The sequence below is a fragment of the Streptomyces sp. CB01373 genome, from assembly GCF_002803075.1.
Lineage (GTDB): Bacteria > Actinomycetota > Actinomycetes > Streptomycetales > Streptomycetaceae > Streptomyces.
Window position 1 is genome coordinate 14,632 of the sequence record NZ_NNBK01000031.1, and the last position, 25,812, is coordinate 40,443.

At 72.0% G+C, this 25,812-nt stretch carries 27 protein-coding genes; 15 read left to right on the forward strand and 12 right to left on the reverse strand.

All coding sequences use genetic code 11. The features are described from left to right. Positions 1-6 precede the first annotated feature (6 nt). Positions 7-1,215, forward strand: a complete 1,209-nt coding sequence (gene serB, locus CG719_RS34375) for a phosphoserine phosphatase SerB (RefSeq protein WP_100572627.1) — start codon at positions 7-9, stop codon at positions 1,213-1,215. A gap of 35 nt (positions 1,216-1,250) precedes the next feature. On the opposite strand, the gene CG719_RS34380 is transcribed toward serB, so the two are convergent. The 4 genes from CG719_RS34380 to CG719_RS34390 all read right to left on the reverse strand — a co-directional run bounded on the left by CG719_RS34380 (position 1,251) and on the right by CG719_RS34390 (position 3,872). Continuing rightward, the gene (locus tag CG719_RS34380) at positions 1,251-1,769 is read right to left on the reverse strand and encodes a SixA phosphatase family protein (RefSeq protein WP_100572628.1); all 519 of its coding nucleotides are present in this window, start codon (positions 1,767-1,769) and stop codon (positions 1,251-1,253) included. Between the two features lie 120 nt (positions 1,770-1,889). Next, a complete protein-coding gene (locus tag CG719_RS34385) occupies positions 1,890-2,099 on the reverse strand; it encodes a hypothetical protein (RefSeq protein ID WP_100572629.1) in 210 nt (69 codons plus the stop codon). Between the two features lie 253 nt (positions 2,100-2,352). Then, positions 2,353-2,472 carry an SGM_5486 family transporter-associated protein gene (locus CG719_RS37270; protein WP_267895383.1) on the reverse strand — a complete coding sequence of 40 codons (120 nt, stop codon included), beginning with the start codon at positions 2,470-2,472 and terminating at the stop codon, positions 2,353-2,355. Positions 2,473-2,522: 50 nt separating this feature from the next. Then, positions 2,523-3,872, reverse strand: a complete 1,350-nt coding sequence (locus CG719_RS34390; protein WP_442802768.1) for a CynX/NimT family MFS transporter — start codon at positions 3,870-3,872, stop codon at positions 2,523-2,525. Between the two features lie 82 nt (positions 3,873-3,954). Here CG719_RS34390 and CG719_RS34395 point away from each other — a divergent pair, with 82 nt between their 5' ends. Continuing rightward, positions 3,955-4,647: a FadR/GntR family transcriptional regulator gene (locus tag CG719_RS34395; protein WP_100572631.1), complete on the forward strand. Its 693-nt coding sequence runs from the start codon at positions 3,955-3,957 to the stop codon at positions 4,645-4,647. Here the strand turns inward: CG719_RS34395 and CG719_RS34400 are convergent. The 3 genes from CG719_RS34400 to fabG all read right to left on the reverse strand — a co-directional run bounded on the left by CG719_RS34400 (position 4,625) and on the right by fabG (position 6,677). Continuing rightward, positions 4,625-4,975, reverse strand: a complete 351-nt coding sequence (locus CG719_RS34400; RefSeq protein ID WP_100572632.1) for a hypothetical protein — start codon at positions 4,973-4,975, stop codon at positions 4,625-4,627. The two genes, CG719_RS34395 and CG719_RS34400, sit on opposite strands and share 23 nt — an antisense overlap. A gap of 209 nt (positions 4,976-5,184) precedes the next feature. Next, a complete protein-coding gene (fabI, locus tag CG719_RS34405) occupies positions 5,185-5,952 on the reverse strand; it encodes an enoyl-ACP reductase FabI (RefSeq protein WP_100572633.1) in 768 nt (255 codons plus the stop codon). A 5-nt stretch (positions 5,953-5,957) separates the two neighbouring features. Continuing rightward, a complete protein-coding gene (fabG, locus tag CG719_RS34410; protein WP_100572634.1) occupies positions 5,958-6,677 on the reverse strand; it encodes a 3-oxoacyl-[acyl-carrier-protein] reductase in 720 nt (239 codons plus the stop codon). A gap of 316 nt (positions 6,678-6,993) precedes the next feature. Here fabG and CG719_RS34415 point away from each other — a divergent pair, with 316 nt between their 5' ends. The 3 genes from CG719_RS34415 to tyrS all read left to right on the forward strand — a co-directional run bounded on the left by CG719_RS34415 (position 6,994) and on the right by tyrS (position 11,340). Continuing rightward, positions 6,994-8,517 carry a TldD/PmbA family protein gene (locus tag CG719_RS34415; protein ID WP_100572635.1) on the forward strand — a complete coding sequence of 508 codons (1,524 nt, stop codon included), beginning with the start codon at positions 6,994-6,996 and terminating at the stop codon, positions 8,515-8,517. An 82-nt stretch (positions 8,518-8,599) separates the two neighbouring features. After that, on the forward strand, positions 8,600-9,994 hold the full coding sequence (locus tag CG719_RS34420; protein ID WP_100572636.1) for a TldD/PmbA family protein: 1,395 nt from the start codon (positions 8,600-8,602) through the stop codon (positions 9,992-9,994). 77 nt (positions 9,995-10,071) lie between these two features. After that, positions 10,072-11,340, forward strand: coding sequence for a tyrosine--tRNA ligase (gene tyrS / locus CG719_RS34425; RefSeq protein ID WP_100572637.1), 1,269 nt, complete (start codon positions 10,072-10,074; stop codon positions 11,338-11,340). A gap of 89 nt (positions 11,341-11,429) precedes the next feature. Here the strand turns inward: tyrS and CG719_RS34430 are convergent, their stop codons facing one another. Further along, positions 11,430-11,720 carry a GlsB/YeaQ/YmgE family stress response membrane protein gene (locus CG719_RS34430; RefSeq protein WP_100572638.1) on the reverse strand — a complete coding sequence of 97 codons (291 nt, stop codon included), beginning with the start codon at positions 11,718-11,720 and terminating at the stop codon, positions 11,430-11,432. 259 nt (positions 11,721-11,979) lie between these two features. Between CG719_RS34430 and CG719_RS34435 the strand changes: the two genes are divergently transcribed. Both CG719_RS34435 and CG719_RS34440 read left to right on the forward strand, forming a co-directional pair. Beyond that, positions 11,980-12,378 carry a DUF3099 domain-containing protein gene (locus tag CG719_RS34435; protein ID WP_100572639.1) on the forward strand — a complete coding sequence of 133 codons (399 nt, stop codon included), beginning with the start codon at positions 11,980-11,982 and terminating at the stop codon, positions 12,376-12,378. Between the two features lie 211 nt (positions 12,379-12,589). Continuing rightward, complete coding sequence (locus tag CG719_RS34440; protein WP_100572640.1) at positions 12,590-12,823, forward strand: hypothetical protein; 234 nt, start codon at positions 12,590-12,592, stop codon at positions 12,821-12,823. Here CG719_RS34440 and moaA read toward each other — a convergent pair. The 3 genes from moaA to CG719_RS34455 form a co-directional block, all read right to left on the reverse strand. Continuing rightward, entirely contained in the window at positions 12,820-13,809 is a 990-nt protein-coding gene (moaA, locus tag CG719_RS34445) for a GTP 3',8-cyclase MoaA (protein WP_100572641.1), read from the reverse strand. The genes CG719_RS34440 and moaA overlap by 4 nt on opposite strands. A 163-nt stretch (positions 13,810-13,972) precedes the next feature. After that, the gene (locus tag CG719_RS34450; protein ID WP_100572642.1) at positions 13,973-15,604 is read right to left on the reverse strand and encodes a solute symporter family protein; all 1,632 of its coding nucleotides are present in this window, start codon (positions 15,602-15,604) and stop codon (positions 13,973-13,975) included. Next, a complete protein-coding gene (locus CG719_RS34455) occupies positions 15,601-15,957 on the reverse strand; it encodes a DUF485 domain-containing protein (protein WP_100572643.1) in 357 nt (118 codons plus the stop codon). The genes CG719_RS34450 and CG719_RS34455 overlap by 4 nt, the downstream gene beginning before the upstream one ends. A 260-nt stretch (positions 15,958-16,217) precedes the next feature. On the opposite strand from CG719_RS34455, the gene CG719_RS34460 reads away from it, so the two are divergent. From CG719_RS34460 to CG719_RS34475, 4 genes are all read left to right on the forward strand, one after another. After that, positions 16,218-17,765, forward strand: a complete 1,548-nt coding sequence (locus CG719_RS34460) for a S8 family peptidase (protein WP_100572644.1) — start codon at positions 16,218-16,220, stop codon at positions 17,763-17,765. Between the two features lie 91 nt (positions 17,766-17,856). Then, positions 17,857-19,389: a S8 family peptidase gene (locus CG719_RS34465; protein ID WP_100572645.1), complete on the forward strand. Its 1,533-nt coding sequence runs from the start codon at positions 17,857-17,859 to the stop codon at positions 19,387-19,389. 38 nt (positions 19,390-19,427) lie between these two features. Continuing rightward, positions 19,428-20,807 carry a CoA transferase gene (locus tag CG719_RS34470; protein ID WP_100572646.1) on the forward strand — a complete coding sequence of 460 codons (1,380 nt, stop codon included), beginning with the start codon at positions 19,428-19,430 and terminating at the stop codon, positions 20,805-20,807. Between the two features lie 155 nt (positions 20,808-20,962). Beyond that, on the forward strand, positions 20,963-21,970 hold the full coding sequence (locus tag CG719_RS34475; RefSeq protein ID WP_100572647.1) for a CopD family protein: 1,008 nt from the start codon (positions 20,963-20,965) through the stop codon (positions 21,968-21,970). 33 nt (positions 21,971-22,003) lie between these two features. Here CG719_RS34475 and CG719_RS34480 read toward each other — a convergent pair whose 3' ends face one another. Continuing rightward, on the reverse strand, positions 22,004-22,714 hold the full coding sequence (locus CG719_RS34480; protein WP_100572648.1) for a VIT1/CCC1 transporter family protein: 711 nt from the start codon (positions 22,712-22,714) through the stop codon (positions 22,004-22,006). A 153-nt stretch (positions 22,715-22,867) separates the two neighbouring features. Between CG719_RS34480 and CG719_RS34485 the strand changes: the two genes are divergently transcribed. The 4 genes from CG719_RS34485 (at position 22,868) to CG719_RS34500 (ending at position 25,812) form a co-directional block, all read left to right on the forward strand. Beyond that, positions 22,868-23,845 carry a DEDDh family exonuclease gene (locus CG719_RS34485; protein WP_100572649.1) on the forward strand — a complete coding sequence of 326 codons (978 nt, stop codon included), beginning with the start codon at positions 22,868-22,870 and terminating at the stop codon, positions 23,843-23,845. Between the two features lie 78 nt (positions 23,846-23,923). Further along, positions 23,924-24,157 (forward strand): hypothetical protein, encoded by a 234-nt coding sequence (locus CG719_RS34490; RefSeq protein ID WP_100572659.1) that lies wholly within the window; start codon positions 23,924-23,926, stop codon positions 24,155-24,157. Positions 24,158-24,206: 49 nt separating this feature from the next. Continuing rightward, a complete protein-coding gene (locus CG719_RS34495; RefSeq protein ID WP_100572650.1) occupies positions 24,207-24,998 on the forward strand; it encodes an SURF1 family cytochrome oxidase biogenesis protein in 792 nt (263 codons plus the stop codon). Positions 24,999-25,056: 58 nt separating this feature from the next. Continuing rightward, positions 25,057-25,812, forward strand: coding sequence for an SDR family oxidoreductase (locus tag CG719_RS34500; RefSeq protein WP_100572651.1), 756 nt, complete (start codon positions 25,057-25,059; stop codon positions 25,810-25,812).

Consider the following 25,812-nt stretch of genomic DNA (forward strand, 5'->3'; position numbering starts at 1 on the left):
AGCACCATGAGCGCTTCGCAGACCTCTGCCGATCCCACCCTTCTCGTCAAGATCTTCGGGAAGGACAGGCCGGGCATCACGGCCGGTCTCTTCGACACCCTCGCCGCCTACTCCGTCGACGTCGTCGACATCGAGCAGGTCGTCACCCGTGGCCGCATCGTGCTGTGCGCGCTCGTCACGCAGCCGCCCGCCGGGCTGGAAGGCGACCTGCGGGCCACCGTGCACAGCTGGGCCGAGTCGATGAGAATGCAGGCGGAGATCATCTCCGGCCACGGCGACAACCGGCCGCGCGGTCTCGGGCGCTCCCTGGTCACCGTTCTCGGCCACCCGCTCACCGCGGAGGCGACCGCCCGGATCGCCGCCCGGATCACCCGGGCCGGCGGCAACATCGACCGTATCTTCCGGCTGGCCAAGTACCCGGTGACAGCAGTGGAGTTCGCGGTGTCCGGCGTGGAGACGGGGCCGCTGCGCACCGCCCTGGCGACGGAGGCCGCGGCACTCGGTGTCGATGTCGCGGTCGTCGGGGCGGGTCTGCACCGGCGGGCGCAGCGCCTGGTCGTCATGGACGTGGACTCCACGCTCATCCAGGACGAGGTGATCGAACTGTTCGCCGGGCACGCCGGCTGCGAGGACAAGGTCGCCGAGGTGACGGCGGCGGCGATGCGCGGCGAGCTGGACTTCGAGCAGTCCCTGCACGCCCGCGTGGCGCTGCTGGAGGGGCTGGACGCCTCCGTGGTGGACAAGGTGCGCAGCGAGGTGCGTCTGACGCCGGGCGCGCGCACCCTGATCCGTACGCTCAAGCGGCTCGGCTACCAGGTCGGCGTCGTCTCGGGTGGCTTCACCCAGGTCACGGACGATCTGAAGGAGCGGCTCGGACTGGACTTCGCGCAGGCCAACACCCTGGAGATCGTCGACGGCAGGCTGACCGGCCGGGTCACCGGCGAGATCGTCGACCGGGCGGGCAAGGCGCGGCTGCTGCGCCGGTTCGCCGCCGAGGCGGGTGTCCCGCTGTCGCAGACGGTCGCGATCGGTGACGGTGCGAACGACCTGGACATGCTGAACGCGGCCGGCCTCGGAGTCGCCTTCAACGCCAAGCCGGTGGTGCGGGAGGCGGCGCACACGGCGGTGAACGTGCCGTTCCTCGACACCGTCCTGTACCTGCTCGGAGTCACCCGCGAGGAGGTCGAGGCCGCGGACGCCCACGAGGAGGGCTGAGCGGTCCCGCCGGCCCCTCCCGCACCGTCGTCGGGCTACTCCGACGGCGCCCAGTAGTCGAGCAGCGTGGCCACGCCCGGCTCCAGGGCCTTCCAGGATCCCTCGAAGGAGACCACGGCGAACGCGGCGGCCGGGAACCCACGCCGGCTCATCCGCTCGCGGGCGTCGCCCTCGGCCGCGCCGGACAGCACCTCGGCAAGACCCTGGATGCCCGGGTTGTGGCCGATGAGGATCACATTCCGCGCGTCGTCCGGCGTCTCGTTGAGCACGGTGATCAGCTCGCCGGGCGAGGCGTCGTAGACCCGCTCCTCGTAGACGGTCTTCGGCCGGTGCGGCAGCTCGTGGACGGCGAGCTTCCAGGTCTCGCGGGTTCGGGTCGCGGTCGAGCACAGGGCCAGATCGAAGGAGACACCGGTGCCGGCCAGCCTGCGGCCGGCGACCGCGGCGTCCGTGCGGCCCCTCTCGGCGAGTGGTCGTTCGTGGTCGGTCACCTGCGGCCAGTCGGCTTTCGCATGCCGGAAGAGAACAATCCTGCGGGGTTCTGCGACGCTCATGGGTCCCAGCTTCGCATGAAACAGGTTGGGGGGCGCAGGGAGTTGACATGCGGCTTCCCGGGCGGGGTGGGTGGCACGAGGACCTGCGCGGGAGGGGCGACCGGATGCCCCCGCGGGGGGTCAGAGGGCGAGCAGTTCCCGGGCGTGCCGCAGGAGCTGGGGGATGGTGGGGTCGCCGCCCACCGCCTGGGCGTCCGCCGGGTTGCGTATCAGGAGGAGCAGCGCGACGAAGGCCAGCACGGGCAGGGCCAGGGCCCACCACGGCAGCCGGGAGTCGACGCCGGCGCCCGTGGTCGCCGGGTGGGGCCGGGTGTGCGTACGGGCCGACATGATCGCCTCCGCTGGTCTCCGAGGTCCGCGGACCGCCTCGCGCGGTCACATCTCGAAGCTACGGAATCCGTGCTCTCCGGCCCATCCGGTGATCCACCCACTTGCCCCTGACCCTCACCCCCTAGGGGATGGGGGGTTAACCCCACCATCGACCCTGAGGACGGGCCTCACCGGCGGGCGGACGCCACAGGACTCACCTGCGGCACGGGGAAAGCTGCGGCCGCCGCGGCGCGGGGGCCGCGGCGGCAGAGGGTCACGGCGCCGCGAGGGTCGCGACGATGGCGATGATCACGAAGATGGCGAAGAAAGCGCCGAGGACGAGCAGCATCTTCCGCTGGCCGTCCTTGGGGTTCGGGTCGAGCACAGGCTGCATGCGCCCCAGTCTCGCACCCTTCGTCCGGAACGCGGCCCCCGGGGGCCGCCTCAGCGCGCCGCCTCGTCCTCCACCGTGCGGTCGCGGCCCGCCAGGTAGCCGACCACCATCTGCGGCACCATCAGGCCGGCCATGAGCGCGATGGGCAGCCCCCAGCCGCCACTGCTCTGGTACAGCACGCCCACGAGCAGCGGACCCGGTATGGAGATCAGGTAGCCGGTGCTCTGGGCGAACGCGGACAGCTGGGCGACGCCCGGGCCGGTCCTGGCCCGCATGCCCACCATCGTGAGCGCGAGCGGGAAGGCGCAGTTGGCGATGCCGAGGAGCAGGGCCCAGGCCCAGGAGCCGGCGGCGGGCGCGAGGTAGAGACCGGCGTAGCCGGCCAGGCCGCAGACGCCGAGCACCAGCACGATCGGGCCCTGGTGGGGCAGCCGGGTGGCCAGGCGCGGGATGACGAAGGCCAGCGGCACGCCCATCACCATGGTGACGGCGAGGAGCAGCCCGGCCTTGCCGGCGGGCACCCCCGCGTCCCTGAAGATCTGCGCCATCCAGCCCATGGTGATGTAGGCGGCGGTTGCCTGGAGTCCGAAGAAGACGGCCAGCGCCCAGGCGGTGCGGCTCCGGGCGATGCGCAGCGTCGGAGCCTGCGCCTCCCGCGCGCGCGGCGGTTCCCCGGGCGCGGAGTCGGTGCGGGCCTGCGCCTGCGCGGCGGACCGGGCGCCCCGTACCAGCGGCAGCCACGGCAGTACCGCCGCCGCGGCGAGCAGGGCCCACACCGACAGGCCGGACCGCCAGTTGCCGCCGAGCGCCCCGGTCAGCGGCACGGTCACCGCGGCGGCGGCCGAGGTGCCGAGGGCGAGCGCCATCGAGTACAGCCCGGTCATGGTGCCGACCCGGTCGGGGAACCAGCGCTTGACGATGACCGGCATCAGGACGTTGCTGACGGCGATGCCCATGAGGGCCAGCGCGCTGGCGGCGAGGAACGCGGCCGTGCTGCCCACGTAGGGCCGTATCACCAGTCCGGCGGCGATGGCGACCATGCCCGAGCACACCACGGCGGCCGGTCCGAAGCGGCGGGCCAGCCGGGGGGCCATGACGCCGAAGACGGCGAAGCAGAGCGGGGGCACGGAGGTGAGCAGCCCGGCCACGCTGCCGCTCATGCCGAGCCCCTGGCGGACCTCCTCCAGGAGCGCGCCGAGGCTGGTGATGGCGGGGCGCAGGTTCAGCGCGGTCAGCACGAGGCCGACGACGAGCAGGCGCGTGGTCCACGCGCGCGTGGTGGCGCCGGAGGCCCGCGCTCCGTGCGGTTCCGGTTCCGGGACGGACCGGGAAGCGGCGGTCGGGGCCGGGGTGCGTTCGGTCGTCGGTGTCGTCGTCCGGGTCGTTTCCTCGCGTGGCATGAGACCCATCATAGAATCATGGGATGATTGGTTGTCGACGGCCGGGGACTCCGCCCCCGGGTCCCGCGTGCGAAGGTGAGCCATGCCACTGAGCCATCCGCGCCGGTCGGCGCTGTCCGAACAGGTCATCGCCGCACTGCGCAGCCAGATCACCACGGGCGAGTGGCCGGTCGGCTCCCGCATTCCGACGGAGCCGGAACTGGTGGAACAGCTCGGTGTGGCCCGCAACACGGTCCGCGAAGCGGTCCGGGCGCTGGCCCACAACGGCCTGCTGGACATCCGCCAGGGTTCGGGCACGTACGTCGCGGCGACCAGCGAGCTGGCGGGCGTGATGCACCGCAGGTTCGCCGAGGCCGATCCGCGGCACATCGCCGAACTGCGCTCCGCGCTGGAGTCGGCCGCGGCCGGGCTGGCCGCCCAGCGGCGCACCGACAAGGACCTCAAGCAGCTCCACGCGCAGTTCCTGCGCCGCGAGGAGGCCTGGGAGTCCGGGGACACGGAGGCGTTCGTGTCCGCGGACGCCACCTTCCATCTGGCGGTGGTGGCTGCCTCCCACAACGACGTGATGACGGCGACGTACGCGGATCTGGGCGAGGTGCTGCGGGACTGGCTGCGCGCGGACATCGGCGCGACGCTGACGCCGGACACGTACATGGACCACACCCGGCTGCTCGACGCGATCCGCGCGGGCGACGCCGAGGCGGCCGCGGCCGAGGCCGCGAGCTACCCGCTGCTGTGCCGTCCGGGCCGGTTCACCCCGCCCGCTGGTGAGTGACCCAGGCCGAGCGCACCTCTTTCCAGCAGCGGCCGGTCATCCGCACGGTCTGCGCGGGTTCCGCGGCCACCGGGGAGCCGTCGCTGCCGATGTCCCACCAGTGGTCGCACTCGACGTGCAGGCTGACGCGGTCGGTCCCGGGATACGGGTTGTGGCAGTACGCGGTCACCTCGGAGCCGGAGACGGTGGTGCGGCAGCCGGCGCCGAACGGCTCCGGCGCCGCGGGCGGACCGGCACGCGCGCGTGTGTCAGGCGTCGACCCGTACGGCAGCGACAGCGCGAGGGCGACGGCCACGATCAGCGGGGCCGCGCCGCGGAGCAGACGCACAGCGGAACCTCCTCGGCCGTCCTGCGAAGGAGAACGCGAGGCGAGGGCGGACTTTCAGCGTGCACACCCGACACGCCGCCTGCCCGGCCGAGTGCCCCGACCGGGTGAACCGTCCAACCGGCCGCGGAGGACAACCCCGGGCAACTGCGGAGGGCCCGCACCCCCTCGGGGTACGGGCCCTCACACGTCGCTGAGGCTCAGCGGCAGCGTCACGCGCCGATGGCGTGCAGACCGCCGTCGACGTGGACGATCTCGCCGGTGGTCTTCGGGAACCAGTCGCTCAGCAGCGCCACGATGCCGCGGCCGGCCGGCTCGGGGTCCTTCAGGTCCCACTCCAGCGGGGCGCGGGTGTCCCACACCGAGGCCAGCTCGCTGAAGCCCGGGATGGACTTGGCGGCCATGGAGCCGAGCGGGCCGGCGGAGACGAGGTTGCAGCGGATGTTCTGCTTGCCGAGGTCGCGCGCCATGTAGCGGCTGGTCGCCTCCAGGGCGGCCTTGGCGGGGCCCATCCAGTCGTACTGCGGCCAGGCGTACTGGGCGTCGAAGGTGAGGCCGACGACCGAGCCGCCGTTCTGCATCAGCGGCAGGCAGGCCATGGTCAGCGACTTCAGGGAGAACGCCGAGACGTGCATGGCGGTGGCGACCGACTCGAACGGCGTGTTGAGGAAGTTGCCGCCGAGCGCGTCCTGCGGCGCGAAGCCGATGGAGTGGACGACGCCGTCGAGGCCGCCGAGCTCCTCGCCGACGACGTCGGCCAGACGGCCCAGGTGCTCGTCGTTGGTGACGTCGAGCTCGATGACCTTGGCGGGCTTCGGCAGCTTCTTGGCGATGCGCTCGGTCAGCGTGGGCCGCGGGAAGGCGGTGAGGATGACCTCGGCGCCCTGCTCCTGGGCCAGCTTGGCCGCGTGGAAGGCGATGGAGGCCTCCGTCAGCACACCGGTGATCAGGACGCGCTTGCCCTCGAGAATTCCGCTCATGGTGATCAGTGACCCATTCCCAGTCCGCCGTCAACGGGGATGACGGCTCCAGTGATGTACGAGGCGTCGTCGGAGGCGAGGAACCGCACCGCCGCGGCGATCTCCTCGGGCTGCGCGTACCGGCCGAGCGGCACCTGGCCCATGATGTTCTCGCGCTGCTCGTCGGAGAGCGCCCGGGTCATGTCGGTGTCGACGAAACCGGGGGCGACGACGTTGAAGGTGATGTTGCGCGAGCCCAGCTCACGGGCGAGGGACCGCGCGAAGCCGACCAGGCCGGCCTTGGAGGCGGCGTAGTTGGCCTGCCCCGCCGAGCCCAGCAGACCGACCACCGAGGAGATCAGCACGACACGGCCCTTCTTGGCGCGCAGCATGCCGCGGTTGGCCCGCTTCACGACACGGAAGGTGCCGGTGAGGTTGGTGTCGAGGACCGAGGTGAAGTCCTCCTCGGACATGCGCATCAGGAGCTGGTCCTTGGTGACGCCGGCGTTGGCGACGAGGACCTCGACGGGGCCGTGCTCGGCCTCGATCTCCTTGTAGGCCTGCTCCACCTGCTCGGGGTCGGTGATGTCGCACCTGACGGCGAGGCAGCCCAGTTCCTCGAGGGCGGCCGGCGGCTCCCCCGAACGGTAGGTGATGGCGACCTTGTCGCCGGCCTCGGCGAACGCGCGGGCGATGGCGAGGCCGATGCCCCGGTTGCCTCCGGTGACGAGAACCGAGCGGCTCAACGGATCACCCTTTCGATAGCGGTCTGAAGCATTCCGACAACCCGCCCGAACACCTCGATGACAGGCGGCGTCACCGAAAACCTATCGGTCCGGCCACGCCGGCGGGCAATCGGGCACCGACAGTGGCGCTCCCCGGCTCCTGTCGGGTTCCTACAGTCGGTACGTCCTGGTCGGTCCACCGTGCCGGGAGGTGCGCCGAAAGGTCCACCCCTTCCCGCGGTACCGCGGCGCTTACTCGGAGGAACACGGCGCACGGGACGTGATTCACTGCCCGCGACGGCCATCACAGGAGAGCACCTCGAAGGGAAGCCCGCCCGTGCCCCATGAAGTCGATCAGTCGTTTCTCGCCCTGCCCCTACGTCCCCTCGCCGACGCCGCCCTGGCACGCGCGCGTTCGTTGGGGGCCGAGCACGCGGACTTCCGGTTCGAGCGGGTGCGCAGTGCGTCCTGGCGGCTCAGGGACGCCCGGCTCGCCGGTTCGTCGGACACCACCGACCTCGGGTACGCGGTGCGGGTCGTGCACGGCGGGACCTGGGGGTTCGCCTCCGGGGTCGACCTGACGCCGGACGCGGCCGCCAAGGTCGCTTCGCAGGCGGTCGCGATGGCCAAGCTCTCGGCGCAGGTCATCAAGGCGGCGGGATCCGACGAGCGCGTTGAGCTGGCGGACGAGCCGGTGCACGCCGAGAAGACCTGGGTGTCCTCGTACGGGATCGACCCGTTCTCCGTGCCGGACCAGGAGAAGTCCGCGCTGCTCGCCGAGTGGAGCGCGCGGCTGCTCGCCGCCGACGGGGTCGACCATGTCGACGCCTCGCTGCTGACCGTGCACGAGAACAAGTTCTACGCCGACACGGCCGGGACCGTGACCACGCAGCAGCGGGTGCGGCTGCATCCGCAGCTCACCGCCGTGTCGGTGGACGACTCCAGCGGCGAGTTCGACTCGATGCGCACCCTCGCCCCGCCCGTCGGACGCGGCTGGGAGTACCTCACCGGCACCGGCTGGGACTGGGAGGACGAGCTGGAGCGGATTCCCGGGCTGCTCGCCGAGAAGATGCGCGCGCCGAGCGTAGACGCGGGCGTCTACGACCTGGTCGTCGACCCCTCCAATCTGTGGCTGACCATCCACGAGTCCATCGGGCACGCCACCGAGCTGGACCGGGCCCTCGGCTACGAGGCGGCCTACGCGGGCACCTCCTTCGCCACCTTCGACCAGCTCGGCAAGCTGCCGTACGGCTCCGAGCTGATGAACGTCACCGGCGACCGCACCGCCGAGCACGGACTCGCCACCGTCGGCTACGACGACGAGGGCGTCGAGGCGCAGTCCTGGGACCTGGTCAAGGACGGCACGTTGGTCGGCTACCAGCTCGACCGCAGGATCGCGCGGCTGACCGGGTTCGAGCGGTCCAACGGGTGCGCCTTCGCCGACTCCCCGGGCCATGTGCCCGTGCAGCGCATGGCGAACGTGTCGCTCCAGCCGGACCCGGCGGGGCTGTCGACCGAGGATCTCATCGGGAGCGTCGACCGCGGGATCTACGTCGTCGGGGACCGGTCCTGGTCGATCGACATGCAGCGCTACAACTTCCAGTTCACCGGTCAGCGGGCGTACCGGATCCGCAACGGCCGCCTCGACGGGCAGGTGCGGGACTTCGCCTACCAGGGCATCACCCCCCAGTTCTGGGGCTCCATGGCCGCTGTGGGCGGCCCGCAGACGTACGTGCTGGGCGGCGCCTTCAACTGCGGCAAGGCACAGCCGGGCCAGATCGCGGCGGTCTCCCACGGCTGCCCGTCGGCCCTCTTCAAGGGCGTCAACATCCTCAACACCACGCAGGAGGCCGGTCGATGAGCGTCAGGTCCGGAGCCGGCTGGGGGTCCGGGGGTTATCCCCCGGGAAAACACAGTCTCAACACCACGCAGGAGGCCGGTCGATGAGCCCGCGTACCAGCAAGCCGCACGAGGTCGTCGAGCGTGCCCTCGCTCTGTCCCGGGCCGACGGGTGCGTCGTGATCGCCGACGAGCAGTCCACCGCCAATCTGCGCTGGGCGGGCAACGCGCTGACGACGAACGGTGTCACGCGCGGCCGCACCCTCACCGTGATCGCGACCGTCGGCGGCCGGGAAGGCACCGCCTCGGGCGTGGTGTCGAGGACCGCCGTGACCGAGGACGAGCTGGAGCCGCTGGTGCGGGCCGCGGAGGCCGCCGCACGCGGGGCCGGGCCCGCCGAGGACGCCCAGCCGCTGGTCACGGACGTACCCCAGTCCCCCGGCTTCACCGACGCGCCCGCCGAGACCTCCTCCGCGGTCTTCGCGGACTTCGCGCCGGCGCTCGGCGAGTCGTTCGCACGCGCGCGTGCCGGTGGCCGCGAACTGTACGGCTTCGCCAACCACGAGATGGTGTCGACCTACCTGGGCACGTCGACGGGCCTGCGGCTGCGCCACGACCAGCCGGCCGGAACGCTGGAGCTGAACGCCAAGTCCCCGGACCGCACCCGCTCGGCGTGGGCCGGGCGCTCCACGCGGGACTTCAAGGACGTCGACCCGGCGGCGCTGGACGCGGAGCTGGCCGAACGGCTCGGCTGGGCGGAGCGCCGGATCGAGCTGCCCGCCGGGCGGTACGAGACGCTGCTGCCGCCGACGGCGGTGGCGGACCTGCTGATCTACCAGATGTGGTCGTCCTCGGGCCGGGACGCCGCCGAGGGGCGCACGGTGTTCTCCAAGCCGGGCGGCGGCACCCGGGTCGGGGCGAAGCTGACCGGGCTGCCGCTGACCCTGCGCAGCGATCCGCACGAGCCCGGACTGGAGTGCGCCCCCTTCGTGGTCGCGCACTCCTCGGGCGAGGACCAGTCGGTGTTCGACAACGGGCTGCCCGTCGCGCCGACGGAGTGGATCGCCGGCGGCGAGCTGAGGCATCTGCTGACCACCCGGCACAGCGCGGCCCTGACCGGGCTGCCGGTCGCGCCGGCGGCCGGGAACCTGATCCTGGACGCCGGCGAGGACCGCTCGCTGGCGGAGATGGTCGCGGACACCGAGCTGGGGCTGCTGCTCACCTGTCTGTGGTACATCCGCGAGGTGGACCCCGCGACGCTGCTGCTCACGGGCCTGACCCGGGACGGTGTGTACCTCGTGGAGAACGGCGAGGTCACCGGCGAGGTCAACAACTTCCGGTTCAACGAGTCGCCGGTGGACGTGCTGGGCCGGGCGACGGAGGCCGGGCGGACCGAGAAGACGCTGCCCAGGGAGTGGAGCGACTACTTCACCCGGGCCGCGATGCCGGCGCTGCGCGTCCCGGAATTCAACATGAGCTCTGTCAGTCAGGGCGTATAACCTCGTAGTCGGCTGTCACCCGACTGCCCGAAGAGCACCGAGCGCGCACCGAGCCGCATCTAGGAGACACGAGAACCGTGACGGACATCGTCGACGAGCTGAAGTGGCGTGGGCTGTTCGCCCTGTCCACCGACGAGGACGCCTTGCGCAAGGCGCTCGCGGACGGTCCCGTCACGTTCTATTGCGGCTTCGACCCGACGGCGCCGTCACTGCACGTGGGGCACCTGGTGCAGGTGCTCACCGTGCGCCGGCTCCAGCAGGCCGGACACCGGCCGCTGGCGCTGGTCGGCGGCGCCACGGGCCTGATCGGCGACCCCCGCCCGACCGCCGAGCGCACGCTGAACGACCCGGAGACGGTGGCCGGCTGGGTGGACCGGCTGCGCGGCCAGATCGAGCCGTTCCTGTCCTTCGAGGGCGAGAACGCCGCCGTGATGGTGAACAACCTCGACTGGACGCAGGGCCTGTCCGCGATCGAGTTCCTGCGGGACATCGGCAAGCACTTCCGGGTCAACAAGATGCTGACGAAGGACTCCGTCGCCCGCCGCCTGGAGTCCGACCAGGGCATCAGCTACACCGAGTTCAGCTACCAGATCCTCCAGGGCATGGACTTCCTCCAGCTCTACCGGAGGTACGGCTGCACGCTCCAGCAGGGCGGCAGCGACCAGTGGGGCAACCTCACGGCGGGCCTCGACCTGATCCACCGCCTGGAGCCGGACGCGGCGGCGCACGCGCTCGCGACGCCGCTGATGACCAAGGCGGACGGCACCAAGTTCGGCAAGACCGAGGGCGGCGCGGTCTGGCTCGACGCGGAGATGACGACGCCGTACGCGTTCTACCAGTTCTGGCTGAACGTGGACGACCGTGACATCTCCCGCTACATGCGCATCCTGTCCTTCAAGTCCCGTGAGGAGCTGGAGGAACTGGAGCGGCAGACCGAGGAGCGCCCGCAGGCCCGGGCCGCGCAGCGCGCGCTGGCCGAGGAGCTGACGACGCTGGTGCACGGCGCCGGGCAGACGGCCGCCGTGATCGCCGCGTCCAAGGCGCTGTTCGGGCAGGGCGAGCTGACCGCGCTGGACGAGCGGACCCTGGCGGCGGCGCTGTCGGAGGTGCCGCGCGCCGAGGTCGCCGAGCTCGGCCCGGTGGTCGACCTGCTCGCGGAGGTCGGCCTGGTGCCCAGCAAGTCGGCCGCGCGCCGCACGGTGAAGGAGGGCGGCGCCTACGTGAACAACGTCAAGGTCACCGCCGAGGACGCGGTCCCCGCCAAGGACGACCTGCTGCACGGCCGCTGGCTGGTGCTGCGCCGGGGCAAGAAGAACCTCGCGGCGGTCGAGGTCACGAGCGGCTGAGCCCGGACGCGGCTCAGGCATGAAGGGGCGGTCCACCCGGTTTTTCCGGTGGCCCGCCCCTTCGGCCGTCCCGCGGAACGGCGCGGAGCCTAGGCCCGCTGGGCCTCTTCCCGCTTCCTGTTGCCCCACAGTGCCATGTACGCCATGTCGCCGACGAAGACGATGATGATCGCCGCCACGAGCTGGAAGAAGTGCCTGCTCCAGTCGATGCCGCGGGTCGAGGCGACCCCGACCGTGCGGGCGACCGCGTTGCCGACGGTCGCGCCGAGCATGCCGAAGATCGTGGTGAGCCAGAGCGGGCTGTGCTGCTTGCCCGGGATGACCGCCTTCGCGATCAGCCCCAGCACGAGTCCCACGATGATCGCCCACAACCAGCCCATGGCTGCCTCCTCGTCCCGCTCGACGTGAGCGTTACGCCCAGTGTCGGGGCGGCTTCGCCGCGTCGCACCCCGGGCGCGGCCGCCGGAGGCCGCGGGGACGCGGGCCGAGGGCCGTTGACGCAGGCAGAACGGCGGCCCCGCCCTCGTGGGCGCCGGGAACGCGGCGTAACGTGGAGTGCGTGCGGGCCGTTGTCCCGACCGGTCACGGACCGGACGCGGGCCGGGGAGTTGTCCGATACGGGCGAATGGTGGACGGGTGATGCGGAAAGAGCACGGCGAGGGCAATGCCCAGGTGTTCCGGATCACGGGAGCCCGGACGGGCCTTCAGGAGGACGTGCGCGGCCGGCAGCGCCGGTACGTCATCTCGATGTCGATCCGTACGGCGTCGGTGATCCTCGCGGTGGCGCTGTGGAACGTCGAACGGTACGTGGCGATCGTGGCGCTGGTGCTCGGGGCCGTGCTGCCCTACATCGCCGTCGTCATCGCGAACGCGGGTCGGGAGGGCGCGCCCAAACTGCCGTCGACGTTCGTCGCCATGCCGCCGAAACCGATGATCACGCCGCCGGGCGCCGACGACGGTTTCGCCGGGTCCGCCACGGAGGACACCGCGGGTGACACCGCTGCCGGGGCCGCGCGCGAGCCGCGTGAGAGCGCTTGACCTGGACCGTCCCGGCGGCCGGACGGCAGCCTCTCGGGAAGCTCAGGAAAAGCTCAGATCAATCATGTTGTTCCGGTGCCGGGCTGTGGGTTACCCGTGACATACTTCCTACGCGCTCCGCATCCCCCGTCGGAGCGACAGACCGACGCCGGGCAGCTCCCCCCGTGGCTGCTCGGCGTCGCCTTGTGTGCCGTGGCTGTGAGATGAACCCGTGACCGACGAAACCCCGATCTGCTCCGCCAAGGGCTGCCGTGTGGCCGCCGTGTGGGTGCTGGCCTGGAACAACCCGAAGATCCACACACCGGAGCGCCGCAAGACGTGGCTGGCGTGCGAGGAGCACCGGGAGCACCTGTCGCAGTTCCTCGGTGTGCGCGGCTTCCTGAAGGACGTGGTCCCCTTCGGCGAGTGGGATGCGCCGGACGAGGGCGCGGACGGCGGCGCCTAACCGCCGATCGCCGACATCGGCCGCTCCGGCTGGACGAACGACGGGTCGTCGAGGCCCGCTCCCGCCTTCTTGCCCCACATCGCCACCCGCCAGATGTCGGCGATCTCCTCGTCGCGGGCGCCGGAGCGCAGCGCGGCGCGCAGGTCCGTCTCCTCGGTGGCGAACAGGCAGGTGCGGACCTGGCCGTCGGCCGTGAGGCGGGTGCGGTCGCAGGCCGCGCAGAACGGGCGGGTGACGGAGGCGATCACGCCGACGCGGTGCGGGCCGCCGTCCACGATCCAGCGTTCGGCCGGGGCCGAGCCGCGCTCCCCGACGCTCTCGGGGGTCAGTTCGAAGCGGGTGCCCAGCGAGGTCAGGATCTCGGCCGCGGTCACCATGCCCTCGCGCTTCCAGCCGTGCTGGGCGTCCAGGGGCATCTGCTCGATGAAGCGGAGCTCGTAGTCGTGCTCCACCGCCCAGGCCAGGAGGTCCGGGGCCTCGTCCGCGTTCAGGTCGCGCATCAGGACGGTGTTGACCTTCACCGGGGTCAGGCCGGCCGCGTGGGCGGCTTCGAGGCCCTCTATGACGTCGTGGTGGCGGTCCCGGCGGGTGAGCGCCTTGAAGACGTCCGGGCGCAGGGTGTCCAGGGAGACGTTGACCCGGTCCAGGCCGGCGTCCCTCAGGGCGGCCGCGGTGCGCTTCAGTCCGATGCCGTTGGTGGTGAGGGACATCTGGGGACGGGGAGCGAGGGCCGCGACCCGCTCGACGATGCCGGTCAGGCCGGGGCGCAGCAGGGGTTCGCCGCCGGTGAAGCGGACCTCCGTGATGCCGAGGGAGGTGACGGCGATGTCGATCAGGCGGACGATCTCGTCGTCGGTGAGCAGGGTCGGCTTGGCCAGCCACTGCAGGCCCTCTTCCGGCATGCAGTACGAGCAGCGCAGGTTGCACCGGTCGGTCAGCGAGACCCTCAGGTCGGTGGCCACCCGGCCGTAGGTGTCGATGAGCATGTGGCCCCCTCCCTCGTCTCGGTCCATGTGGCGTACCACGCGGAGTTCCCGTCATTTGTGAGCCTACGTGACACCACTGACAACGACAGCGCCGGAAGTCACGAGATACGGCGCGGCCGCGTCGTAGGGACCTACGACGCGGCCGGCCTGGACGGGTGGGCGCTCAGTGCGCTCCGGTGCCCGTCATGGAGCGCACCTCCAGTTCGGCGTACTTGCCGTCGTCCGGCGTCTCCTTGGACAGGAGGGTGCCCACGACGCCGAGCAGGAAGCCGACCGGGATGGAGATGAGGCCCGGGTTCTCCAGCGGGAACCAGTGGAAGTCGACGTCGGGGAACATCGACGTCGGCTTGCCCGACACCACCGGTGAGAACAGCACCAGGCCGACCGCGCTGACCAGGCCGCCGTAGATCGACCACAGGGCGCCGGAGGTGGTGAACCGCTTCCAGAACAGGCTGTAGAGGATCGTGGGCAGGTTGGCGGAGGCGGCGACGGCGAAGGCGAGCGCGACCAGTCCGGCGACGTTCAGGTCGCGGGCGAGGGCGCCCAGGACGATCGAGACCGCGCCGATGCCGACGGTCGCCCAGCGGGCCGCGGTCAGCTCCTGCTTCTCGGAGGCGGTGCCCTTCTTGATGACGTTGGCGTAGATGTCGTGGGCGAAGGAGGACGACGAGGCCAGGGTCAGGCCCGCGACGACGGCGAGGATCGTGGCGAAGGCGACGGCGGAGATGGACGCCAGCAGGATGGCGCCCCAGCTGGAGTCGACGCCGCCGAGGTGCAGGGCGAGCAGTGGCGCCGCGGTGTTGCCCGCTTTGTTGGAGGCGATGATCTCGTCGGGCTTGATGAGCGCGGCGGCGCCGAAGCCGAGCGCGAGGGTCATCAGGTAGAAGGCGCCGATCAGGCCGATCGCCCAGATCACCGACTTGCGGGCGGCCTTGGCCGTGGGGACGGTGTAGAAGCGGATCAGGATGTGCGGCAGACCGGCGGTGCCGAGGACCAGGGCGATGCCGAGCGAGAGGAAGTCGAGCTTGGTGGTGCCCGTGGCGCCGTACTTCAGTCCGGGCTCCAGGAAGGCGGTGCCCTTGCCGCTGTTGGCGGCGGCCTTGCCGAGCAGGTCGGAGATGTTGAAGTTGAACTTCAGCATGACCAGGAAGGTGAGCAGCAGGGCACCGACGATGAGCAGGACGGCCTTGACCATCTGCACCCAGGTGGTGCCCTTCATGCCGCCGATGGTGACGTAGACGATCATCAGCACGCCGACCAGCGCGACGATGCCGATCTTGCCGCCGTCGCTGGTGATGCCGAGCAGCAGGGAGACCAGGACGCCGGCGCCGGCCATCTGGGCCAGCAGGTAGAAGATCGACACGACGATGGTGGAGGTGCCGGCGGCGGTGCGGACCGGGCGCTGGCGCATCCGGTAGGCCAGTACGTCGCCCATGGTGTACCGGCCGGAGTTGCGCAGCGGTTCGGCGACCAGGAGCAGGGCGACCAGCCAGGCGACGAGGAAGCCGATGGAGTACAGGAAGCCGTCGTAGCCGAACAGCGCGATGGCGCCGGCGATGCCGAGGAAGGACGCGGCGGACATGTAGTCGCCGGAGACGGCGAGGCCGTTCTGGAAGCCGGTGAACTGCCGTCCGCCGGCGTAGAAGTCGGCGGCGTCCTTGGTCTGCCGGCCGGCCCAGACGGTGATGACGAGGGTCGCGACGACGAACACCGAGAACAGGGTGATGATCAGCGGCCGGTGCTGGCTCGCCTCACCGGCCGCGAGGGTCAGCACGGGTGCGGTCGCGGGGCTCATTCGGTGCCCTCCATCCGGGACTTGATGGCTTCGGCCTTGGGGTCGAGCTTGGCGGCGGCGTGCCGCGCGTACCACCAGGCGATGAGGAACGTGGTGAGGAACTGGGCGAGGCCCAGGGCGAGGGCGACGTTGATGTTCCCGAACAGCCGGGTGCCCATGAAGCCGCCGGCGTAGTTGGAGAGCAGCACGTACAGCAGGTACCAGGCGATGAAGGCGACGGTCAGCGGGAAGGCGAAGGATCGGTAGGAGCGGCGCAGTTCGTCGAACTCCGCGCTGTCCCGCACCGCGACGAACTCCTCGGTGGTCGGGAGTGGGGCCTGGGTCTTCGAGGGTGGCGGTGTCTCGGTGGCCACGTCGGTCTCCTCGCGTGTCGGATGCGGTTGGGACGGGGGCCCGATCGTGCTTCGGTTCCCCGCCCAAGGTCCACGGCGCCACGCGGTGACCGGTTCAAGTCCTGTTGGTTGTTTCGCAACCGGTCTGAACAAGTCATTGCTAAGTCATTGCTGGTGGGGGAGGCGGCAAGATAGCTTCACCCTGCACCACCCGTCATGTACCTGCGGGGCCGCCCACCTGCGGCCCTTGCCTGCCTGTACCCGGATGATGTGGGGACCCCATGGCTCATCTGCGTTCCAGACGCCGCCTCGCCCTTGCCGCGCCAATCGCGCTGTCGCTGACCGCGTCGCTCGGCTTCCTGCCCTCGGCGGCGTCGGCGGCACCTCGCGCGGCCTCGGCGGCGCAGGCGAAGGACGCGCCGGTCATGGCCTATGTCGTCAACACCGGGACGGACCGCCACACGATCGCCCAGGTGCAGCGGTCCATCACCGCGGCCGGCGGCACCATCGTGACGACGTACGACAGGATCGGCGTCATCGTGGTCCGCTCCGCGAACCCGGACTTCGGCAGGACCATCCGCGGGGCCCACGGGGTCGACTCCGCGGGCGCCACCCGCACCGCGCCTCTACGCGCGTCGGAGACCACGGACGAGGGGGCGGTGGAGTACCTCTCCGCGGCCGAGGTCGCACGGCTGAAGAAGGCCGCCGAGCCGTCGAAGCACCCGAAGGGCCAGGTCGCCCAGGAACCCCTCGAGGCCGAGCAGTGGGACCTGCGGGCCATCGGCGCCGACAAGGCCGCCGCGATCAACCCGGGCAGCCCGAAGGTCACCGTCGCCGTGATCGACACCGGTGTCGACGACACCCACCCGAACCTGGCGCCGAACTTCTCCGCCAAGCAGTCGGCCAGTTGTGTGGGCGGCAAGGCGGACACCTCGCCGGGCGCCTGGCGGCCCGCGAGCCCCGACCACTACCACGGCACGCATGTCGCGGGTGAGATAGCCGCCGCCCGCAACGGGACGGGCGTCGCGGGCGTCGCGCCGGGTGTGAAGGTCTCCGGGATACGGGTGGCCGAGCCGGACACCGAGACGTTCTACCCGGAGAGCGTGGTCTGCGCCTTCGTGTTCGCCGCCGACCACGGCGTGCAGATAACCAACAACAGCTACTACGTGGACCCGTGGCTGTACAACTGCAAGGACGACGCCGACCAGAAGGCCGTCCTGGACGCGGTCGGCCGGGCCCAGCTGTACGCGCAGCGCAAGGGCACCCTGAGCGTGGCCTCCGCGGGCAACTCCAACCACGACCTGGCCGCCAGGTCGATCCTCGACACATCCAGCCCGAACGACACGACCCCGGCCGACCGCACGATCGACCCGAGGAAGTGCCTCGACGTGCCGGCGCAGCTGCCGGGTGTGGTGACGGTCGCCGCCACCGGCGTGCAGACCCTCAAGTCGTACTACTCCAACTACGGCGACGGCGTCATCGACGTCGCGGGACCGGGCGGCGACAAGTACCAGATCCCGGACACCCCGTCGGGCAACGGCCGCATCCTGTCGACCATGCCGGAGGGCCGGTACGGCTACCTCCAGGGCACGTCGATGGCCGCTCCGCACGTCGCCGGTGTCGCCGCGCTGCTGAAGTCGGCCCACCCGAACGCCAAGCCCGCCCAGTTGCTGGCCCTTCTCAAGGCCCAGGCGGACAACCCGGGGTGCCCGGTCGAGCCCTACGACCCGGACGGCAACGGCGTCGTCGACTCGTTCTGCAAGGGCAACAAGAACCGCAACGGGTTCTACGGCTTCGGCCTCGTCAACGCGCTCCGCGCGATCAAGTGACCGGCACGGTCCGTCACTTCCACAAGCGCCCCCCACGCCTCGCATGCCTCGGGCATGCCGCACCGCAATGGTTCGAAACACTGGAGTTCACATGAGCGTTCGCCTCAACCGGCGTACCGTCACCATCCCGCTCGGGATGGCCGTCGCCTCCGCTCTCGCCTTCCTGCCGAACGTGGCCTCCGCCACCGAGGCCGGTCCGCAGGCGGCCGCTGCGAGCATCTCCGCCGCCGCCGACGGCGACGCGCTGAGCTACGTCGTCAACGTCCGTCCCGGCCACAGCTCCGCGGCCGTTCAGACGGCGATCGGCAAGGCCGGCGGCTCGGTCGTCATCGCGTACGACCAGATCGGCGTCATAGTCGTCCACTCGTCGAACGCCGGGTTCGCCAAGGAGATACGCAAGGACAAGGGGGTCGAGTCGGCCGGCGCCACCCGGACCGCTCCGCTGTCCCCGCAGTCCACCACCGAGATGTGGGCGCCGGAGGTGCTCACCGGCGCGGAGCTGGCGGCGGCGACCGAGGCGTCCGCCACCGGCCAGGAGCCGCTCCAGGGCCTCCAGTGGGACCTGCCGATGATCAAGGCGGACAAGGCCCACGAGGTCACCCTGGGCAGCTCCAAGGTCACGGTCGGCGTGATCGACACCGGTGTGGACGACACCCACCCCGACCTCGCCGCCAACTTCAACCGGGCGGCCTCGGTGAACTGCGTGTCGGGCAAGCCGAACACGGCGGACGGCGCCTGGCGGCCGAACAAGGGCGAGAGCTCGCACGGCACGCACGTCGCCGGTGAGATCGCCGCCGCGAAGAACGGCGTCGGCATGGTCGGTGTCGCCCCGGGTGTGAAGGTGTCCGGCATCAAGGTGTCGACGCCGCAGGGCTGGTTCTACACCGAGGCCGTGGTGTGCGGCTTCATCTGGGCCGCCGAGCACGGCGTGGACGTCACCAACAACAGCTACTACACCGACCCGTGGAACTTCAACTGCACCGACGACCCCGACCAGAAGGCTCTGGTCGAGGCCGTGTCGCGGGCCACGAAGTACGCGGAGGGCAAGGGCACGGTCAACGTCGCGGCCGCCGGCAACGACAACTGGGACCTGGCCGGGAAGACCATCCTCGACCCGGGCAGCCCGAACGACACCACCCCCGGCGACCGGGTGATCGACCCGAAGAAGTGCCTGGACATCCCGGCCAACCTGCCGGGCACCGTCGTGGTCTCCTCCGTCGGCGCCAAGGGCATCAAGTCGTCGTTCTCCAACTACGGCCAGGGCGTCGTCAACGTCACCGCGCCGGGCGGCGACTCGACCCGCTACCAGACGCCCGCCGCCCCCGCCGTCGACGGCCGGATCCTCGGCACCCTGCCGGGCGGCCAGTACGGCTACATGGCCGGCACCTCGATGGCGTCGCCGCACGCCGCCGCCGTCGCCGCGCTCATCAAGTCGACCCACCCGGACGCCAAGCCGAACCAGGTGAAGGCGCTGCTGACCCAGGGTGCCGACAAGATGGAGTGCACCACCCCGTACGACATCAACGGCGACGGCAAGATCGACGCCGAGTGCAAGGGCGGCAAGGGCAAGAACGCCTTCTACGGCGAGGGCATGGTCAACGCCCTCAACGCCGTGACCAAGTAGACACGGGAGATGTCGGCCGGTCACCGCATAGTGCGGTCATGACTGACATCACCTACGCGTGGTCCGCGCTGGGCGGCGATCCCGCCCTCCTGTCGCGGGTCACCACCGTGCAGCGGGAAGGCGCGCTCCCGGCGCGCCTTCCCGTACGGGAACTGGCACGCACGTGCGTGTCCGCCTGCGCCCTGGCCGCCGCCGAACTCGGCGCACAACGGGCAGGGCTCGCCGCGGTGCCGGCGGTTCACATGGACGACGGCGCCGTGGCCACGGCGTTCCTCAGTGAACGGCGTCTGCTGGTGGACGGGAAGGCACCCGTCTCCTTCGCGCCGCTGTCGCGGTTCTGGCGGACGGCGGACGGCTGGGTGCGCACGCACGCCAACTACCCGCACCACCGGGAGTCGTTGCTCCGGGCGCTCGACGTGCCGGACGACGTGGACCGGGTCGCCTCCGTACTCGCCGAGCGGTCCGCGCACGAGGTCGAGGAGGCCGTGTACGCGGCCGGAGGCCTCGCCGTCGCACTGCGCACCCCCGGGGAATGGGCCGCGCACGAACAGGGAGTCGCCGTCGCCGCCCGGCCGCTGGTCGAGCGGGAGCGGCTGGACAAGGCACACGCGCGCGTACTGCCGCCCGTCGCGAGTACTCCCCTGCTGCCCGCCGCCGGGCTGCGCGTCCTGGACCTGACCCGGGTGCTCGCGGGTCCCGTCGCCACCCGCACGCTCGCCCTGCTGGGCGCGGACGTGCTGCGCCTGGACGCGCCGGACCGTCCCGAAGAGGCCGGCCTGCACGCGGACACGGGCTTCGGGAAGCGGTCGGCGGTACTGGACCTCGCGGTCGACCGGGCCCTCTTCGAGGAACTGCTCGCCGAGGCGGACGTCGTGGTCACCGGATACCGGCCCGGCGCCCTGGACCGGTTCGGGCTCTCCCCCGAGGCGCTGGCCGAACGGCGGCCCGGACTGGTCGTGGCGCAGTTGTCGGCGTGGGGCCGCTACGGACCCTGGGGCGGACGCCGGGGCTTCGACAGCCTCGTACAGGCCGCCACCGGAATCGCCGCGACCGAGGGGTCGCCGGAGCAGCCCGGGGCCCTGCCCGCGCAGGCCCTGGACCACGGCACGGGCTACCTTCTGGCGGCGGCGGTGCTGCGCGCCCTGACCGAGCAGACGCGGGAAGGCGGCACCCGGGTCGTACGACTGGCCCTGGCCCGCACGGCATCCTGGCTGACGCGGCCCGGCACCGGACCTGCCCCCGCGACGGACACCGTGCGGGGCCCGGCCTACGACAGCCCCGGCCCCTGGCTGGACGAAACGGCCAGCCGACTCGGCCGCCTGCGCCACGCCCGTCCACCCGTCGCCTTCACCGACGCCCCGACGAACTGGCCCCGCCCACCGGGGCCCTGGGGCACGGACGCACCCATCTGGACCTGACCGAAGCGGGCGGCACGCGGACACGGGGCATGTGACGGCACGTGCCCCCGGGAGCCGCCCGGGACGGAGCGCGCACGGCGGTGCGGGCGGAATCGGGCTCCCCCACTTGGTCGTGCGCGCTTGCCCCTTTCGGGGTGGTTGGTGAAGATCCTTGGGTGACGCTCATACGACCGGCCGCCGGGACGGGGGACGCGCGAGGGACCGGGCGGCGCGGCGCGACGGTCCGGGCCGCCGCCGTCCTCGTCCTGGTGGCGCTCGCCGCCCTCATACCCCTGCTCGGCCCGTCCGCCGTCCTGCACGGCACCGGTGAGGCGGCGGCACCTGGAGCCGGCGGCATAGCGGTGCTGCGGACAGTGCTGTTCGCGGCCCTCTGCGTCCCCGTCGGCGAGTTGTTCGTGAACCGGCTGGCCGACCGCGTACCCGGTGCGCCGGCCGGACGTCCTCGCAGCTGGGCCCTCTGCGCGGCCGCCGCCGGTTTCCTCGCCGCCCTGGGCCTCGCCTCCGTGGTGGCCACCGGCAACCTGGTCCCGCACAGCCCCGCCCAGATCGACGTGGGCGGCCTGCACCGGACCCGCGACGGGGCACTGGCCCTGCTGGAGGTCAACGCGTTCCTCGTCACCGGCCTGTGCGCGCTCTCCCGGCGCCCGGCGACGCAACTGTGGCCGCTCGCCGCGGTGGTCGTGGCCGAGGCGCTGCGCGCGCACCCCGGGACCGAGAGCACCCCACTCGCCGGCTCCTCGCTGGCCGTCGTGCACCTGGTCTGCGGCGCCCTGTGGGTGGGCGGTCTGCTGCACGCGCTGCGCACACTGCGGCTGTGGCACGGGGCCGCGGCGGGTGCCGCCCTGCTGGGCCGCTACGCGCGCGTGGCGGCCGCCGCGCTCGCCGGGGTGACCGCGACGGGTGTGTGCAGCACACTGCGCCGGATGCCGGCGGACACGGTGCTGCATCAGCTGACGGCGACGGCGTACGGCCGCACCCTGCTCGCCAAGGTGGTCCTCGTGGCCGGTGTCGCCCTGCTCGCCCTGTGGGCCCGGATCAGGCTGCGGAGGGCACCCGACCCGCTGACCGCGTACGCCCCCGCGCGCGCCGAGGTCGCCGTCCTCGGCGCGGTCGTCGCGGTGTCGGGGCTGCTGACGGCGCTGCCGCTGCCGATCCGCTGGTGAGCGGACCCGTCCGGCCCGTCGGACGAAGGGGCGTCAGGCCCCCACCGCGCCCAGCAGGGTCCCGGCCACATAGGTCACCGCCATGGCCAGCGCCCCGCCGGCCACGTTCCGCAGCACCGCCCGGCCGGGCGCGGCCGCTCCCAGGCGGGCGCTGCTCCAGCCGGTGAGGACGAGGGCGGCCAGGACCGACACCACGGTGACACCCAACCGCCAGGCCGCCGGCGGCAGCACGATCGCCAGCAGGGGGAGCAGCGCGCCGACCGTGAACGCCAGGAAGCTCGCCCCGGCCGCATGCCACGGGTTGGTCAGCTCGTCGGGGTTGATGCCGAGCTCCACGCTCGCGTGTGCCCGCAGCGCGTCCCGCTCGGTGAGCTGCTCCGCCGCCTCCCTGGCCACGTCACGCGTCAGACCCCGGGCCTGGAGCAGGTCGGTCAGCTCCCGCAGCTCCGCCTCGGGCTGCTCGCGCAGCTCCCTTCGTTCCAGGGCCAGCGCGGCCATCTCCGAGTCCCGCTGGGTCGACACCGACACGTACTCCCCCGCCGCCATCGACATGGACCCGGCGAGCAGACCGGCGAGCCCCGCGGTCAGCAGTGCCGGACGGGAGTCCGTCGCACCGGCCACACCGACGACGAGTCCCGCGGTGGACACGATGCCGTCGTTGGCGCCGAGCACGGCCGCCCGCAGCCAGTTGAGCCGCGCGCCGAGCGCGCTGCCGTGCGGCTCGTGATGCGTTGGTTCCGTCACAGGACGGAGGATCGCACGGTTCGTCCGTCCTGTCCCCGCACGGTTCCTGATGTCCCGTGAGGCGCACCCCCGGTCCTCCGGGAGGCCGTTCGCCGCCTCTGCCGGGCGCCCGGTGGGCGAGGCTGTCGGTCGCGGCCCGTATCCTCAGTGACCATGCTCGAAGACCGCACGCTCGCAGGGTTGCCCCCCACACCGTGGCCGGCCGCGTATCCGAAGGGATACGCGGTCGTTGACGTGGAGACCACCGGCCTGGCCCGCGACGACCGCATCATCTCCGCGGCGGTCTACCGGCTGGACGCGCGCGGCGAGGTCGAGGACCACTGGTACACGACGGTCAACCCCGAGCGGGACCCGGGACCGGTGTGGATCCACGGACTGACGAGCGAGGCCCTGGAGGGCGCTCCGCTGTTCGCGGAGATCGCCGAGGAGTTCGCCGCGCGGCTGGCGGACCGGGTGCTCGTCGCGCACAACGCGGTGTTCGACTGGCAGATGATCGCGCGGGAGTACGCGCGCGCGGAGCGCGAGGCGCCGGTGCGGCAGCGGCTGTGCACCATCGCGCTCGCCAAGGAGCTGGCCCTGCCCCTGCCCAACCACAAGCTGGAGTCGCTGGCGGCGCACTTCGGCGTCGTGCAGCAGCGGGCGCACCACGCGCTGGACGACGCGCGCGTGCTGGCCGAGGCGTTCAGGCCGAGCCTGCGGGCCGCGGCGGCGGGCGGCGTGCGGCTGCCGCTGCTGGAGTGCCGGCCGCTGACGGAGTGGTCGGACCGGCCGGTGCCCCGGCAGCAGTCGGGCGGCTACCGCGCGGCCAGTTGGCGCGCCTCACGCAAGCGGCCCGCGTGCCCGTACCCCAACCCGGGTCGGTACGAGGACGGCAAGCCCCTCAAGCAGGGCATGCGGGTGGCCTTCTCCGGGGACACCTCCACCGACCGCGAACTGCTGGAGGACCGGGCCACCGAGGCCGGACTGCACGTGTCCACCAGCCTGTCCCGGCTGACCAGCCTGCTGGTGACGAACGACCCGGAATCGGGCACGTCGAAGGTGGTCAAGGCACGCCAGCACGGCACTCCGGTGGTGGACGAGGCGGCGTTCGGGCAGCTGCTCAGGGACGTGGAACCGGCGGAGGGCCGCTGACGGGCGTACGGGTGATTACCGGGCGACTCGCCCATGGTCCGCTCGCCCGCGCCGCGGGCACGGCTCACCCTGTGGCGCATGGCGAGATGTGAAGTATGCGGCAATGACTACGGAATGACCTTCGAGGTGCACGCACAGAACTCGGTGCACGTCTTCGACTGCTTCGCCTGCGCGATCCACCGCATGGCACCGATCTGCGAGCACTGTCGTGTCCAGATCATCGGTCAGGGCGTCGAGGTCGAGGGGCACTGGTACTGCGGCGCGCACTGCGCCCGCGCCGAGGGGAGGGTCGGAATCGTCGACCGCGTTTGAGGACACCCCTGCCGAAAACACCCCACGGCCGCGGAGGTACCGTCGTGGGGTGTACCGCTTCCTGTTGACCCGCCAGTGGGTGATCCTCACCATCCTCGCGATCGCGCTGATCCCGACGATGATCCGGCTGGGTTTCTGGCAGTTGCACCGCCATGAGCACAAGGTCGCGCTGAACCAGGTGATCACCGAGTCGCTGGCCGCGCGGCCGGTGCCGGCCGAGTCGCTGACCTCGCCCGGCGCCACCGTGAAGCACGCCGACCTGTACCACAGGGTCACCGCCAAGGGGCACTTCGACACCGCGGACGAGGAGGTCGTGCGCCGCCGCACCAACGACAACGGCGACATCGGCTACCACGTGCTGACCCCCTTCGTCCTGGACGACGGCAGGGTCCTCCTGGTCAACCGGGGCTGGGTCCCCACGGACGCCTCGCAGACGGAGTTCCCGAAGATCCCGGCACCCCCGCGCGGAGAGATCACCGTCACCGGCCGGCTGATGCCCGACGAGACGACCGCGGCGAGCGGCATCAAGGACGTCAAGGGCCTGCCCGACCGTCAGGTGATGCTGATCAGCAGCACGCAGCAGGCCGAGCGGCTCGGGAAGCGGGTCCTCGGCGGCTACGTCCAGCTGACCTCGCCCGCGCCGCAGGGCGGCAGCCCGCAACTGCTGCCCGACCCGGAGCACAGCGACATCGGCCCGCACCTGGCGTACGCCATCCAGTGGTGGCTGTTCACGGCGGGCGTCCCGGTCGGCTGGGTGGTGCTGCTGCGCCGCGAGGCACGTGAGCGCGCGCAGGCGGCGGCGAAGGAAGCCGCGCCGGAGGCGGAACCCGCCGCCGTGTAGCGGCGGTCGTCCCCGTCGGCCTCGCCCCGTGCCGGAGCGACCGGGCAGGATAGGGGCCATGGATCTTGGACTGAAGGACCGGGTGTACGTCGTCACCGGCTCCACGCGCGGACTGGGCAACGCCACCGCGCGCGAGCTCGTCGCCGACGGCGCGAAGGTGGTCATCACCGGGCGGGACGGCGAGCGGGTCGCCGCGGCGGCGGCCGAGCTGGGGCCGAACGCCGTCGGGGTGGCCGTGGACAACGCGGACGCCGACGCGCCGGCGCGGCTGATCGCGGCGGCGCGGGAGCACTTCGGCGGCTTCCACGGCGTGCTCGTGAGCGTCGGCGGACCGCCGGCCGGCTTCGTCGCCGACAACACCGACGAGCAGTGGCAGGCCGCGTTCGAGTCGGTGTTCCTCGGCGCGGTGCGGCTCGCCCGCGCGGCGGCGGCCGAGCTGGAACCGGGCGGGGTCGTCGGGTTCGTTCTCTCCGGGTCCGTGTACGAGCCGATCGCGGGGCTGACCATCTCCAACGGGCTGCGGCCCGGCCTGGCCGGGTTCGCCAAGTCCCTCGCCGACGAGCTGGGACCGCGGGGCATCCGGGTCGTGGGTGTGCTGCCGGGCCGCATCGACACGGACCGCGTGCGCGAGCTGGACGCGCTGTCCGCGGACCCGCAGGCGACACGGACGGCCGCCGAGTCCCGGGTGCCGCTGCGCCGGTACGGCACGCCGGAGGAGTTCGGCCGTACGGCCGCGTTCCTGCTGTCGCCCGCCGCCTCCTACGTCACCGGTGTGATGCTGCCGGTGGACGGCGGTGCCCGGCACGGGTTCTGA